Source organism: Brevibacillus fluminis (assembly GCF_052072235.1).
Classification (GTDB): domain Bacteria; phylum Bacillota; class Bacilli; order Brevibacillales; family Brevibacillaceae; genus Brevibacillus_D; species Brevibacillus_D fluminis_A.
Window position 1 is genome coordinate 3318451 of the sequence record NZ_CM125436.1, and the last position, 14269, is coordinate 3332719.

15 protein-coding genes are annotated in these 14269 nt (G+C 50.5%); 3 read left to right on the forward strand and 12 right to left on the reverse strand.

Annotated features, from left to right (window positions below; translation table 11 throughout):
* Positions 1-82 precede the first annotated feature (82 nt).
* From ACTID9_RS16515 to ACTID9_RS16555, 9 genes are all read right to left on the reverse strand, one after another.
* Positions 83-1291, reverse strand: a complete 1209-nt coding sequence (locus ACTID9_RS16515) for a macrolide family glycosyltransferase (RefSeq protein WP_441065668.1) — start codon at positions 1289-1291, stop codon at positions 83-85.
* A 154-nt stretch (positions 1292-1445) separates the two neighbouring features.
* Positions 1446-2780, reverse strand: a complete 1335-nt coding sequence (gene glnA, locus ACTID9_RS16520; protein ID WP_441065670.1) for a type I glutamate--ammonia ligase — start codon at positions 2778-2780, stop codon at positions 1446-1448.
* Positions 2781-2812: 32 nt separating this feature from the next.
* Positions 2813-3217: a MerR family transcriptional regulator gene (locus ACTID9_RS16525; RefSeq protein ID WP_441065672.1), complete on the reverse strand. Its 405-nt coding sequence runs from the start codon at positions 3215-3217 to the stop codon at positions 2813-2815.
* Positions 3218-3409: 192 nt separating this feature from the next.
* On the reverse strand, positions 3410-4681 hold the full coding sequence (locus tag ACTID9_RS16530; protein WP_441065674.1) for an aminotransferase class I/II-fold pyridoxal phosphate-dependent enzyme: 1272 nt from the start codon (positions 4679-4681) through the stop codon (positions 3410-3412).
* Positions 4682-4703: 22 nt separating this feature from the next.
* Positions 4704-6002 carry a GTPase HflX gene (hflX, locus tag ACTID9_RS16535; protein ID WP_441065676.1) on the reverse strand — a complete coding sequence of 433 codons (1299 nt, stop codon included), beginning with the start codon at positions 6000-6002 and terminating at the stop codon, positions 4704-4706.
* Positions 6003-6081: 79 nt separating this feature from the next.
* On the reverse strand, positions 6082-7038 hold the full coding sequence (locus tag ACTID9_RS16540) for an AAA family ATPase (protein WP_441072623.1): 957 nt from the start codon (positions 7036-7038) through the stop codon (positions 6082-6084).
* A 170-nt stretch (positions 7039-7208) separates the two neighbouring features.
* The gene (gene hfq / locus ACTID9_RS16545) at positions 7209-7448 is read right to left on the reverse strand and encodes an RNA chaperone Hfq (protein WP_122916418.1); all 240 of its coding nucleotides are present in this window, start codon (positions 7446-7448) and stop codon (positions 7209-7211) included.
* Positions 7449-7477: 29 nt separating this feature from the next.
* Positions 7478-8431, reverse strand: a complete 954-nt coding sequence (gene miaA / locus ACTID9_RS16550; protein WP_441065678.1) for a tRNA (adenosine(37)-N6)-dimethylallyltransferase MiaA — start codon at positions 8429-8431, stop codon at positions 7478-7480.
* A gap of 2 nt (positions 8432-8433) precedes the next feature.
* The gene (locus ACTID9_RS16555) at positions 8434-9219 is read right to left on the reverse strand and encodes a class I SAM-dependent methyltransferase (RefSeq protein WP_441065680.1); all 786 of its coding nucleotides are present in this window, start codon (positions 9217-9219) and stop codon (positions 8434-8436) included.
* A gap of 222 nt (positions 9220-9441) precedes the next feature.
* Between ACTID9_RS16555 and ACTID9_RS16560 the strand changes: the two genes are divergently transcribed.
* Both ACTID9_RS16560 and ACTID9_RS16565 read left to right on the forward strand, forming a co-directional pair.
* Positions 9442-10836, forward strand: coding sequence for an MATE family efflux transporter (locus tag ACTID9_RS16560; protein ID WP_441065682.1), 1395 nt, complete (start codon positions 9442-9444; stop codon positions 10834-10836).
* 158 nt (positions 10837-10994) lie between these two features.
* On the forward strand, positions 10995-11354 hold the full coding sequence (locus ACTID9_RS16565) for a DUF805 domain-containing protein (protein WP_441065684.1): 360 nt from the start codon (positions 10995-10997) through the stop codon (positions 11352-11354).
* A gap of 138 nt (positions 11355-11492) precedes the next feature.
* Here the strand turns inward: ACTID9_RS16565 and ACTID9_RS16570 are convergent, their stop codons facing one another.
* The 3 genes from ACTID9_RS16570 to ACTID9_RS16580 form a co-directional block, all read right to left on the reverse strand.
* Positions 11493-11927: a MarR family winged helix-turn-helix transcriptional regulator gene (locus ACTID9_RS16570; protein ID WP_441065686.1), complete on the reverse strand. Its 435-nt coding sequence runs from the start codon at positions 11925-11927 to the stop codon at positions 11493-11495.
* 164 nt (positions 11928-12091) lie between these two features.
* Positions 12092-13123 carry an NADH:flavin oxidoreductase/NADH oxidase gene (locus ACTID9_RS16575; protein WP_441065688.1) on the reverse strand — a complete coding sequence of 344 codons (1032 nt, stop codon included), beginning with the start codon at positions 13121-13123 and terminating at the stop codon, positions 12092-12094.
* A gap of 229 nt (positions 13124-13352) precedes the next feature.
* Positions 13353-13520, reverse strand: a complete 168-nt coding sequence (locus tag ACTID9_RS16580) for a hypothetical protein (RefSeq protein ID WP_441065690.1) — start codon at positions 13518-13520, stop codon at positions 13353-13355.
* Positions 13521-13709: 189 nt separating this feature from the next.
* On the opposite strand from ACTID9_RS16580, the gene ACTID9_RS16585 reads away from it, so the two are divergent.
* A complete protein-coding gene (locus ACTID9_RS16585) occupies positions 13710-14237 on the forward strand; it encodes a GNAT family N-acetyltransferase (RefSeq protein ID WP_441065692.1) in 528 nt (175 codons plus the stop codon).
* The last annotated feature ends 32 nt before the right edge of the window (positions 14238-14269 follow it).

Below are 14269 nucleotides of genomic sequence, written 5' to 3' on the forward strand. Positions count from 1 at the left end.
TGCACCAACCACTCGGCGTTACTCGTACTAGTATGTACGAATCAATGATCGTTCGGTTACAAAAAAAGACATAGGGCTTCTGTCAATCGCCGATATGATGCTGGCTTTTCCATTCAAAAATTTCATCAACAGCTTTGCGATACCCACCTGATCGCTGGAAGGATTCCCCGATCCTTGCAGCAGCTTCTTTGAAAGAAGGGTCTTGCAGCACATGTTCTGCGGTTTCACGCAGTTGACTTGCAGTCAAGCTTTGCATTTGCAATGAAAGGCCTGCTCCGATCTTGGCAACCCTCTCGGCAATAACTGGCTGGTCCGCGCTTTGTGGGAGTACAACGAGCGGAACTCCGAAATAGAGCCCTTCATTGGTGCTGTTCATTCCGCCATGCGTAATAAATAATTTCGCCTGTTTTAATACTTCCGGTTGTGGAACATACCTTTTTACAATGAAGTTTGCAGGAATATCCCCCAAATCAGAAATTTGAACTTTATTTCCAATCGACATGAGAATCGTATGTGCTGTGTCCTCAAATGCCTGAAAACAAAGCTGATAGAAATCAATCGATTGGTTTACGATCGTTCCCAGTGAGATGTAAATGGGGCTTTTTCCCTTGATTGCAGAAAGGTCGAACGCTTCCTGCGTGAATCGTGAAGAGATGGATGGACCGACAAATTTGTATGTTGGGTCAAATGCTTCTCCATAAGGTTGAAACTCCCTTGTTATATACACGATCGTTAGCGGTGCAGGATTACAAAAAACTTCATATGGAGACTGGATCTCCACCTCATATTTTTCCTTCACCATTTTCGTCAGGTTTTGATAGTCAGCTTGAATTGGTTTCAAGAGATCACCAGGAATTTTTTCAGTGAGCTGTTCCAGCATTTTATCGAATGACTCTTTTGACTGCGCAAACGAAGTACAAGAACTAATAGCAGGAAGCTTCAGGATCTGGGCCAGTATCCGTCCACAGCCAAACATGGAATCATGAATGATGTAGTCAAAATGCTCCCCTTTTATCTGGTCCAGAACGCTTGGTATGACGACATCTGCCGTATGCAAAAGACCGTTGATTCTTTCAAGCAAATAATTTCTTCCACCTGAAAGAAACGCTTTGATAAAATTTTGACCGTCAAACGTTCGTACAGTCGCTCCCGTCTGCTCCATACGCTCGCGAAAATCTTCGATTGTGACGTACACGACTTCTTCTCCACGCGCGATCAGTTCTTGCACCACTCCAATTGTTGGGTTGACATGTCCCTCTGAGCCACCATTAATAAATAATACTCGTGCCATATGTACCGCTCCTTTGGCTACTTTATGCAAGAGTAACGGGCGCACCGTCCCGCCCCATCGCTCAAAGCAAATAATGGAATCAAGTTTATCATAGCCATCCATGCAGCGCAAAAACAAAACCCCTCGCACCAGATGGCACAAGGGGTCTCGCTGATTAATAAATGTTCATGTATTGCTCGCGCTCCCAATCGTGGACACGCGTGCGGAAAATATCCCATTCGATTTCTTTTGCTTCGACAAAGTGCAGCAGTGCATGCTCGCCCAGCGCTTCGCAGATGACTGGGTCCTTTTTCAGGCAGTCAACCGCTTCTTTCAAGGACGCTGGCAAGTTTTCGATGCCTCTTTCTTCGCGCTCGGCATCGGACATCACGTAGATGTTGCGGTCTACGGATGGTGGCAGCTCGATTTTGTTTTTGATTCCGTCCAAACCGGCTTTCAGCAAAACTGCCAATGCCAGGTATGGGTTTGCAGCTGGGTCCGGGTTGCGCACTTCGATACGAGTGGACAGGCCGCGTGCTGCAGGAATGCGCACCAATGGCGAACGGTTTTTCGCGGACCATGCTACATAGCAAGGTGCTTCATAGCCTGGAACCAAGCGCTTGTAGGAGTTAACCAATGGGTTGGTGATCGCTGCGAAACCGCGAGCGTGTGCCAGGATCCCTGCGAGATAGTGACGCGCTGTCTCACTCAAGCCCAATTCGTCTTTCTCATCGTAGAACGCGTTTTCTTTGCCACGGAAGAGGGATTGGTTCGCGTGCATACCGGAACCTGCTACGCCGTACATTGGTTTTGGCATGAATGTCGCATGCAGACCATGTTGGCGAGCGATCGTTTTCACGACCAGTTTAAAGGTGAGGATTTGGTCAGCAGCTTGTACCGCATCCGCATATTTGAAGTCGATTTCGTGTTGACCAGGTGCCACTTCATGGTGGGACGCTTCAATCTCCAGACCCATTTGCTCGAGGGCCAGTACGATGTCGCGGCGGCAGTTTTCGCCCAAATCAAGCGGAGCGAAGTCGAAATAACCACCTTGGTCGTTAAAGTCGAGTGTTGGTTCACCTTTTTCATTCATTTTGAACAGGAAGAATTCTGGCTCCGGTCCAACGTTGAAAGAAGTGAAGCCCATGTCATTCGCTTCTTTCAGCACTTTTTTGAGGATTTGGCGCGGGTCGCCTTCAAATGGTGTGCCGTCTGGATTGTTGATGTCACAGATCAGACGAGCCACTTTGCCGGATTCGGTTCCCCATGGGAACACAACCCACGTATCAAGATCTGGAGCAAGATACATATCGGATTCTTCGATGCGAACGAAACCTTCGATGGAAGAACCGTCGAACATCATTTTGTTATCCAGCGCTTTTGGCAGTTGGGACAATGGGATTTCCACGTTTTTGATAATCCCCATCAAATCGGTGAATTGCAAACGAATGTACTTCACATTTTCTTCTTTTGCCAAGCGCAAAATATCTTCTTTTGTATACTTGCCCATTCTTTTTCTCTCCTCCTAGTGCTTATGTTATCTTAGTGGAAGAACCGCGAAAGCTCCCCACGGATTAAAGATGTGTCATTTAGGCGGGACGGATTCATGATTTGCGTTTTCAACAGCTGACGCAATTCTTTGTCGGACATTTCCTTCCGTTTTGCCTCGGATTTTTCCGTAATAACCGTTTTCTCTACAGGCGGTTTCTGGATTAGCAGGACCTGTTTAATGCCAGCGATATTCAGGCCTTTTTCGATCAGTGCCTTGATTTCAAGCAGCTGATCAACGTCGTTAAAGGAAAAAAGACGTTGTTTGCCTTCGGTACGTGCTGGTTGGATCAAGCCATTCTGTTCGTAGTATCGAATCTGTCGAGCAGTGAGTTCGGTTAACTTCATCACGATGCCAATCGGAAAGAGCGCCATATTTCTACGGATCGTATCACTCATATGAGTCTCCTCCTCTCGTAAACCGATTCATACCCCTATTGTATTCGCGTCAGCCTTATCTGTCAATCACTGTTAGAAAAATTGACACGAATTAGTCAAACGCAAGTGTTTGGTACGACCAACATGATCGATTCGCTCGAAAAAAGCCGGTCTTCCCTGCTAGGAGAAACCGGCTTTCCCATTCTTGCATCCTTATTTCAAATCCAACAGCCCTTGCGCCAGCAAACCATCCAACGCAGTCAATACACCCACTTTTACATGCGAGTAGGTCAAACCGCCCTGTACAAAGCCCATGTACGGCGGACGGATCGGACCGTCTGCAGACAGCTCCATCGTTGCGCCCTGCACGAAGCTGCCCGCCGCCATGATGACGGGGTCGGCATAGCCCGGCATTTCGCTCGGATACGGAGTGACATGGGCATCGACTGGTGACGCCTTCTGAATGCCTTGGCAAAACGCGATGAGGCGCTCGGCCGTGCCGAACTCGATCGATTGGATCAAATCCGTGCGCGGCTGGTGCCACAGCGGGTTGGTCTTAAAGCCGAGGCGCTCAAGCATGCCGGACGAGAACACCGCTCCCTTAACCGCTTCGCCGACGACGTGCGGTGCAAGGAAAAAGCCTTGGTACATCTCGTGCAGCGAATAAAGCGTCGCCCCGCCTTCCGCACCGATCCCCGGCGCTGCCATGCGGTAGGACGCGAGACGGACGAGGTCAGCGCGGCCGCAAATGTAGCCGCCTGTTTTCGCCAGGCCGCCGCCCGGATTTTTGATCAGGGAGCCAGCCATAATGTCGGCGCCTACTTGGAGCGGTTCTTTGTCTTCCGTGAATTCGCCGTAGCAGTTATCGACGAATACGATCAGATTCGGGTTGATTTCTTTAATGAACGACACCATTTCCTTGATCTTGGCAATCGTAAACGACGGGCGGTCCGCATAGCCGCGGGAGCGCTGGATGCCGATTACTTTCGTTTTCGGCGAGATCGCGTTCGCGACGCCATCGAAGTCGACATCACCGTTTGCCAAGAGCGGCACCGCTTGATAATCGATGCCGAACTCTTTTAAGGAGCCTTGGTTTTCTCCGCGAACGCCGACCACTTCTTCAAGCGTATCGTACGGTTTGCCGGTCATATAGATCAGTTCATCGCCAGGGCGCAGCATGCCAAAAAGCGTGATTGCGATTGCATGCGTGCCGGACACGATTTGCGGGCGGACGAGCGCCGCCTCTCCGCCGAAAACATCCGCATAGATGGATTCCAGCGTCGAACGGCCGGTATCGTCATAGCCGTATCCGGTTGACGGTGCGAAATGAAATTCGTTGACGGCATGCTTTTGGTACGAGCGCAGCACCTTCAGCTGGTTGAAGTCGACCATTTGATTGATTTCCTGATGACGCTTGGCGATCATCGCCTCGACTTCTTCCACGATCGGCTTCAATTGCGCCCCGTGCGTAAATAATTCATACATTGTAACTGACTCACCTTTCTCCTCATTCTGCGGTTGCTATCTGTTGTCCAGTTGGTTCATTCACGAATTCAGCGATTTTGCCGTAGATCGGGTTATCCCGGTTCAGGCGTACCTGGATGCGATACGCATCCTCTGCCTCGTCAAAAGCTTGCTCCATATCAACGCCCGCCCGATGCAAAAGCGAGAGAATGTCCCCCCGATCCGCTGGCACGTTGAGCGTCAGCGACTGATACGATGCGAGCACCTGCTCTTCAATCTGTTTGCGCAGTTTTGCCAAATCGTTTTCATCGTTCGCCGAGATTAATACAGAGCGTTCCACTTTCGGCAAATAGTGATCCGGACCGATCAGGTCGCGCTTATTGAACACGACCAGCTGCGGGATGTCTTCTGCATCCAGCTCGCGCATCACTTTTTCGACCACTTCCATGTGGATGGCGAGGTCGGGATGATGGCTATCCACCACATGCAAAATAAAGTCCGCTTCCTTGACGCCTTCCAATGTCGAACGGAAGGCGGCCACCAGTGCCGTCGGCAAATCTTGAATAAAACCGACCGTATCCGTCACTAACACTTCCAGACCGTTTGGCAGTTGAAGCTGACGGGTGGTCGGATCAAGCGTAGCGAACAGCTTGTCCTCCTCCAGCGTGCCGGCGTTCGTCAGGCGGTTCAAAAGCGTTGACTTGCCCGCATTGGTATAGCCGACCAACGCGATTTGGTACACCTGGTTTTTTTTGCGGCGCTCACGGTGCAGATGGCGTGTACGAACCACTTCATTGAGCCGGTCTTTCAGTTCGCCGATCCGTCTGCGAATATGGCGCCTATCCGACTCCAGCTTGGATTCGCCGGGACCGCGCGTACCGATCCCGCCGCCGAGACGGGACAGGTTTTTCCCCTGTCCGGCCAGCCGTGGCAGCAAGTAATTGTACTGCGCCAGCTCCACCTGGATTTTCCCCTCGGAGGACTGGGCGCGCAGCGCAAAAATATCGAGGATCAACTGTGTGCGGTCGATTACTTTGCAGTCGAAGACTTTTTCCAGATTCCGATTCTGGCTTGGTGACAGCTCGTCGTTGAAAATAACCAGGTCAATATCCAGTTCTTCGGCTCGCTGGGCGATTTCCACCATTTTGCCTGAGCCTAAATACCAGGCGGCATCAACCCGGTCGCGGTTTTGCGTTACGATGTCAACCACTTGTACGCCTGCCGTCTCCGCCAAGTCTTTCAGCTCTTCGAGTGAGAGGCGCATCCGTTCTTTATCGCGTGTATCGAGCAGACAACCGACAAGGATAGCGGTCTCCCTCGTTTTCATCTGGCCAAGATTCATTTATTCACTTCCCCTCTCAGGTTATCATACCATACTTGGCAAATCTTACGTAAACGCCGGGAGCAATGCCCGTGTCCCGTCAAAAAACGAGGTCCTCCGCCTTTATCGTCATCAATTGCTCGACGGTTGGCTCGTGTACCTTGACCATCCGGACTGCATGCGTCCGGATCGCTTGCTCCAGCATGTTGCGGACATAGCGGGCATTGCTGAAATTGAACAGGAACGGATCATTTTTGACCCGGATCAGCTGGTGGCGCAGCTTGTCACGAGCGGCCTCGGACAATGCGTACTCTTTCTCGGTGATGATGAGATCGGAAATGCGCATGAGGTCGTCGACGTTATAATCATGAAAATGGATCTGGATCGGAAAACGGGACGGAAGGCCGGGATTGATTTGCAAAAACTCTTCCATTTCGTCGGTATAGCCCGCCAAAATGCAGATGAACTCCGTTTTCTGGTCTTCCATCGCTTTCGTCAAGCAATCGATGGCTTCCTTGCCAAAATCTTTTTCGCCGCCGCGCGCAAGCGAATACGCCTCATCGATGAACAGGATGCCGCCCATTGCCTTTTTGATCAAATCCCTTGTTTTCTGTGCGGTATGGCCGATGAACTCCCCAACCAGGTCCGCACGCTCCACCTCTATCAGATGTCCTTTACTCAATATGCCCATCTCTTTGCATATTTTGCCGACGATCCTTGCGACCGTCGTTTTGCCTGTTCCCGGGTTGCCTTTAAACACCATATGGTACACTTGCTTTTCAATGCGAAGCTTATGCTTTTCCCGCTCCTGATTCATCCGCAGGAGCGCATAAATTTCGTACATCGTTCGTTTGGCTTCCTGCAAGCCGATCAGCCTCTCCAATTCATCAAACACGTTTGCGAGGCCTGCGTTTGCCGTAATGCGCACATTTTCCGCCATCGTCTGCGGTTCTTTTGCCTTTTGCGGCGGCTGATTAATGACGACTTGTATGCGGTGGGAGGAAGATTCCGTCGTTTTTGCCGCGGGATTGCTGGGTGCATACGGTTGTGGTTTCACCTGGTTCACCTGCCCTCTCCTGATGGCCCCGCACATCCATTGTGAGCTGGAGCGGGATGGGGTTGATCTACCTCAAGTATACGCATGCCCAAGGAAAAATTTCCCGAAACCGGAAAGATTCCGATGGGAACAAAAAAAGCCGCCCGTCTGACGGACAGCTTTTCCAATCGTTACGCCTGGTTGTTCTCTTGCGACATCAAGGAAACCGGGCGCTGCGGCGTGAATGTGGAAATCGCATGCTTATATACAAGCTGTTGCTTACCTTCACTATCGATCACGATTGTAAAATTGTCAAACGCTTTAATATAGCCGCGTAATTGGAATCCGTTTACCAGATAGATGGTCACTGCAATATTTTCTTTGCGCAATTGGTTCAAAAACGTATCTTGAATGTTGATTGTCTGTTTCATGAAAACTACCTCCTACAAGGACTTGTAAATTATATATTCGGCGTACGGGAAAACTTTCCTGCCAGCGTCTGGCTAATTGTTGCGAAAGCCGCTTCCCGGCTACCGGGTTCGGTCACGTCAAACCATTGAATCTCCGGCATTCTTCGGAACCAGGAGAGCTGGCGTTTGGCAAAATGGCGGGTCCGCTGTTTAATGTCGTTGATCGCTTTTTCCAGCGTGATTTCACCGTACAGATAGGGCACCAATTCTTTATAGCCAAGGCCCTGCATGGCAGCACTGTTTGGATCGAAGCCGCGATCCAGCAATTCTCGCACTTCCTCCACCAAGCCCGCCTCCATCATCAAATCGACTCGGTGATTGATCCGTTCATAAAGAAGCGCGCGGTCCATCGTGAGCCCGATGATCATGACATCATAACCGGACTGCTCCTCGCGATGCTGGTAATCAGCCATTCGGCTGCCGGTCACTTCATAAATCTCGATGGCCCGAATGACCCGCTTCACATCATTGGGGTGCAGACGCGCTGCGGTGATCGGGTCGATCGCAGCGAGCCTTTGGTGCAAGGCATCGACGCCTTCCAGCTCGGCGTAGCGCTGCAGCCTTTCGCGCAGTTCCACATCCTGCGCCGTATCGGCGAATTCATACGCATGTGTCACAGATTGTATGTACAGGCCAGTTCCCCCGACAATGAAAGGAATATGCCCTCTTTGATTGATCTCGCTTATCAATCGACGTGCCATCGTCTGGAAGATGGCAACCGAATACTCTTCATCTGGCTCTACAATATCGATCAGGTGATGCGGCACCATAGCCCGCTCCTCCGGCGATGCTTTGGCCGTACCAATATCCATCCCACGGTATACCTGCATCGAATCGCCCGAAAGAATCTCTCCGTCAAACGCACCAGCCAGCTTCAAGCTTAGTTCCGTTTTTCCGACGGCTGTAGGTCCTACGATCACAACCAGTTTTTCCTTTTGTGCCATGTTCACTCCCCTCCGCCTATCTCTCTAAAGCTGTAAACGGCTTGGCGCTCACGCTTCCGATACGGGGTGAAACCGAATCGTTCATGAAGCCTTCCCTCGCTGACTTCTTTCAGCACGACTCTGCGCCTCGCTACGCGCAACGCTTCCTGCACCGCTTCCGCCGAAATCGTTTCAGCATTTGCAAAAACTCGCACGCCGCCGATCCCCGCCGATGCCTCCACCGTCGTCTCGAACATCGGATCAAAGTACACCACATCAAACGACTTGTCCTCCATGCTGCGCATGACGTCCAAATGATGTCCCGCGATGACTTCAACCCGGCGCATCGCACTCTCCAGCGCGTCGGAGCCGTTTCGCCAACGCTTCATTCCGTCTTCCACCAATTTGGCGATGATTGTCTGCGATTCGATTCCTGCCACTCGACCGTTCTCGCCGGCAGCATACGCAAAGACAATGGCATCCGCCCCCAACCCGAGCGTTGCGTCAAGCACTTCGTCTCCTGGTTGAATTTGGCAGACAGAGAGCATAGTATCAGTATCGCCGCGCTCCAAACGCTTTATACGAAAAGCCGAATTGTTCGGATGAAAAAAGAAAGCAGGTTGATCGGGAATTTCGAGTCGCGCTCCTTTGGCAGAGACCACCAGGACCGCATCGTCCTGATGCTGCCTGCGCAGCTGTTGGATTGATGCCTCTCGCCGCAAGACGAGCGGCAAGGCGAAGCTCTCAGCCAATTCAATTGCATGGGCCATCGTCGTTTCGTTCGGCTCAAGCCCTGTTGTGATTATCACTGCACCATCACTCGCTTACTCAAAAATCAAACGGTCTACGCCTGTTTTCCTTGCATAGGCAAACGAATGACCAACATTATTTTACACAATTTATACAGGCGAAGTAAAATTGACCACTCTGTTTGATTCTGCAACTTCATTAACGATTTGTAAATGAAAATTCATGAAAACTGTGCTACGATACACAATGTTCATTCGCAGACTGCATACGGAGGTACTGAAATGGAAGACTCCCCCATACAAAAACAAAACGATCAGCAATCGTATCATTTGGCAAAGCTGACCTGGCCGATTTTTTTGGAGCTGCTCTTGTTCACTTTGATGGGCAGCGCTGATACGTTCATGCTGAGCGGCGTGTCTGACCGTGCCGTGTCGGCCATCGGCGTCGCAAACCAATATATTTTCATCGCGGTCCTCGTTCTGGAAGTGATCGGAAACGGCGCTTCCATCGTCGTCGCTCAATACATCGGTTCCAAAAAGTGGCGGGAGGCCGCAAAAATATCGGCTGTCGCCTTGACCCTGAACCTGGCCATCGGTCTTTTGATCAGCGCTGCCTTCGTCTTGTTCGGCAGAGCGTTGCTGCAGGCGGTCAATCTGCATGGCGACCTGTTCGACTATGCGCAGCATTATTTGCTTGTCGTTGGCGGCGGTCTGTTTTTGCAAGCGCTCATCAATACGTTGGCAAGCCTCATCCGCACGTATGGCTTTACCAAAGAAAGCATGTATGTCTCATTCGGGATGAATCTTATCCACATCGTCGGAAATTATTTGCTGATTTTTGGCCATTTCGGTTTTCCCGAGCTGGGCGTCACAGGGGCGGCGATTTCCACCGTCATCAGCCGCGGCGTGGCCATGCTTGTGTTTTTGTGGATGCTGTACCGGGTGATGGAAGTCAAAATGGAAAAGCGCGATTACGTTTTCATTGGCAAAGAACATGTCGGCAAAATTTTGCGAATTGGCATTCCATCCGCATTTGAGCAAATCACCTACAGCGCCTGCCAGTCCGTTTTCCTTTACTATGTGACATTTTTGGGCGCCGAATCGCTGGCCTCGCGCCAATATGCCATGAATATTTCCATGTTCATCTATATGTTCAGTCTGGCGATCGGAATGGGGACATCGATCATTACGGGCCGCCTGGTGGGTGCCGGGCGGCTGGAGGAAGCATACAAGCGGGTTTGGAGCAGCCTGCGCTGGGGTCTGGTACTCACAGTGATCGTCAATGTCATCGCGATCTTGTTCCGGGAGCAGCTCATCCGTATTTTCACCACCGATCCGGAAATCATCCGATTAGGCTCGCAAGTGATCTTGCTGAGCATCCTCTTGGAAACAGGGCGCGTTTTCAACCTGATACTGATCAGCTCCCTGCGCGCAGCCGGCGATGCCAAATTTCCGGTCTATATGGGATTGTTATCGATGGTCGGAATGAGCTTGCCGCTCGGCTACGTGCTCGCCTTTCATTTCGAACTTGGACTGCCCGGCATTTGGCTGGCCATCGCTTGTGATGAATGGACGCGCGGCATCATCATGTTTTTCCGTTGGCGCAGCAGGGCATGGGAGAAAAAAGGGCTGGTCTCACCTTCCGAGGAAGCGGACGGCATCGCGGCCTCGACCTAGTTTTCCATTGTTCCCAGCGTAAAAAGCTGTCGATTCCCATACTTTGGATGTATTTATCTTGTCGAATGAAATCAGAAAATATAACTAAAGTTAGATCATTTTTCCAATTTTTTGTGATAGGATAGATAGTGTTCAAAAAACATGGAGGTGCGTTTTACGTGGAATGGTATGTAAAGGTATTAAAGCAGTACGCAGTTTTTCAAGGGAGGGCTCGTCGTAAAGAATATTGGATGTTCTTCCTGATCAGCGCAATCATTTCCATTGTACTCTCAATCATTGAGAACCTGATCGGTCTTCCCCAAATCCTTTCGACGATTTACACCCTCATCATTCTGCTGCCATCGCTCGGCGTTGGTGTTCGCAGATTGCACGACACGGGCCGCAGCGGCTGGTGGCTGCTCATCTCGTTTATCCCTGTGATCGGAACCATCATTTTGCTTGTCTTCTTGTGCCAAGATAGCCATCCTGACAACCAATACGGTTCCAATCCAAAAGGTCAAACCAATATTTTGATCTAACCGCCCTCGAGCCTTCGTCTTTTGTGAAGGCTCTTTGTTTTCTCAAGAACGTTCGTATTGGAGCAAATCGATTGCGAATGTCGCAAAAAGCCCGCATGAGCCATGAGGGCTTTTATGTCGGACCGGCGGGGGACATGGTTACTCACGCTTGTGTTGCAGCAACGCTTGAAGTAAGGATTGCAGTTCGTTCACAGGCAAAGCCTCCGCCAGCACCGTCGTGAATGTGCTGTAGGCATTGTCGATCTTTACCTGCCCAATGTCTGTCAGGGCTGTATAGACGCTTCGCCGGTCTTCTTCGCAGGCGTATCTGCGCAACGCGCCACAGCCTCTGTGTTCAAAACGGGCAACAAGCCGTGACATCGCGCTTTGGCTTAAGCCGACCATCGACTCGAGCTGCTGTAGCTTCAGCTTTTTTTCAGGCGCTTGCGATAAAAACAACAGCATATAAAATTCTTTCAATGCCAGGCCGTGCTGTTCTTGCAAGGCTTGCTCCAATTGATTCGCCACGCTTATTTGGATGTTGGTCAAGGAAAACCAACTGTTTATCAAGTCATGATTCAGATCGATCCCCATCGTGCCAAGTTCCCTTCATGATAAGTAAAAGCGAAAGTACATCATGTCGCACAACACTATTGGGTTGATTATACCATCTGCATCGCCTATACACGAGTTTTTGCATCGGCGATGAATGCGGTGCAAAAAAGAAAAACCCGTTCCCACGGGCCTCTCCTCATCCTTTATTTTTTCGGAAACCCGAACTGGTACTGCTTCGGAATTGCCGTTTCTTTATTAAGTTCTGCGGCGGCATTCAGCGTCCAGTACGGGTTTTTGAGCATCGCGCGACCGACTGCCACGAGGTCGGCGTCTTCGTTGCCAATCACGGCATTGGCGAGGCCTGGTTCATCCAGTCTGCCTACGGCGATGACAGGCACATCGAGCTGCTGCTTGATTTCTCGCGCCAATGGAACTTGATACGCGACATGCGTGCCTGGTCGGCCAGCCGCCGCAATCGGCCCTTCTCCACCTGCGCTCACATGGAACATATCGACACCGGCCGCCTTGTAGACTTTGCTGAACGCTACACTCTCTTCAATGCCGTAGCCACCCTCCACATACTCCCTGGCAGAAATGCGCATGATCAGCGGCATATCGGCAGGCATTTCACTTTTTGCTGCACGGATGACGTCCACACCGAATTTGGTCAAATCTTTTCCGTACTCATCGTCACGCTTGTTCGTTAACGGGGAATGGAATTGATGGATCAAATAGCCATGTGCGCCATGAAGCTCAATCGTATCCACGCCCGCCTGTACCGCGCGGCGCACCGCATTGCGGAATTTTTCCACCATCTCGTTAACTTCTTCTGTCGTCAGCGCGCGAGGCGTCTTCGATTTTTCGTCAAACGGCACGGCAGATGGTGCTACCGGCACAGCCGCATCTTCTGCTTTGCGACCTGCATGGGCAATCTGGATGCCCACTTTCGCGCCATGGCGATGGCAAGCTTCGACGATACGTGCCAAGGCCGGAATGTGCTCGTCTGACCACAGTCCCAAATCATAATCACTGATGCGGCCGTCCGGCTCGACATCGGTCATCTCGATGATGATCAGCCCTGCACCTCCGATGGCGCGGCTTACATAGTGGGTGTAATGCCAATCATTCGCGATCCCGTCCTTCGCCGTTACGGAGTATTGGCACATCGGCGGCATTACGACGCGGTTTTTCAGTTCCAATCCTTTCAGGCGATACGGGGTGAATAAATCCAGCATGGAAATCTCTCCTTTTTCTATCAAACGGTCATCGCACACATTAAATGCATGCACATACATTTACTTGGGCAAAAAATTACATGCATACGCATACATCTATCATAACGGATTGCGTTGGTTTCGTCAATTCGTGCGAAACAGAGAAAACAGCAGCCTTTACCTCCAGTGTCTATAGCTGCAAAAAACCTTCCCCTGTCGTCATGAGGAAGGTTTTTTGCTTCTCCATTCCTTATCCCAATTCATTGGTTCGCTCACCCTGCTTTTCGCTTGAAACGGTGCCGCTTCCCGCGAATTGATCCAGCTTGTGTTCTTTTTTTGTCAACGAATACCCGTGCATGTTGCTTCCGTTATAGCCCATCTCTTGTTTTTCATTTTTCTCTTCGTTGCCAAGTGACATGCTTCCTTCACCCCCATGCTTATTATCTCCCTCAAATCGGAGAAGACTTCCTTGCGCATCTATAAAAATCATGTGGAAGTTCCATCCTGTTTTTCGGTATTATTTTTTTAATGAGGCCAAGATGACCCGCATTGCGATCCTTACGTAACGAACCCATCTGGGCACAATCTCTTTCCAAAGGAGAAATTCATGCCGAATCAAATTTATAGCGAGCGCCTGACTTTTACGAAACTGGCCGAACACGATTGGGAACTGGTCCGCTCCATCTATTCCAATCAGACGCTCATGCAACACATCGGTGCCACGATGACTGAGGAAGCAATCCGCCTACATTTTGAAAAAGAACTCGCGCCATGGAGTCTTGCATCCACCCATTGGCTCACCTGGATCATCCGCGAAAATGCTTCCGGAAACGACGTCGGTTTCATCAGTATGTGTACCCGTAACCGAGAAATACTCACTGCGGAAATCGGCTTTATCTTTCTGGATGCATACAAAGGCAAGGGCTACGCGACTGAAGCAGTCAAACACATGATCGATTTTGCCACAAAGACGTATGGCTTCAAAAAATTTACGGCGGTCTGTTCGGAGGAGCATGCAGCTTCACGCCGGGTGTTGGAAAAGGTTGGAATGAAACTGGATAAAATCGTGCCGGATTCGACGGAAATCAATGGAAAAATGGTTACCGACTGTTTTTATTCGTTGGAAGTATCGTGAATGTTTTTGCCAAACTTCAAAAAAAATGCGTA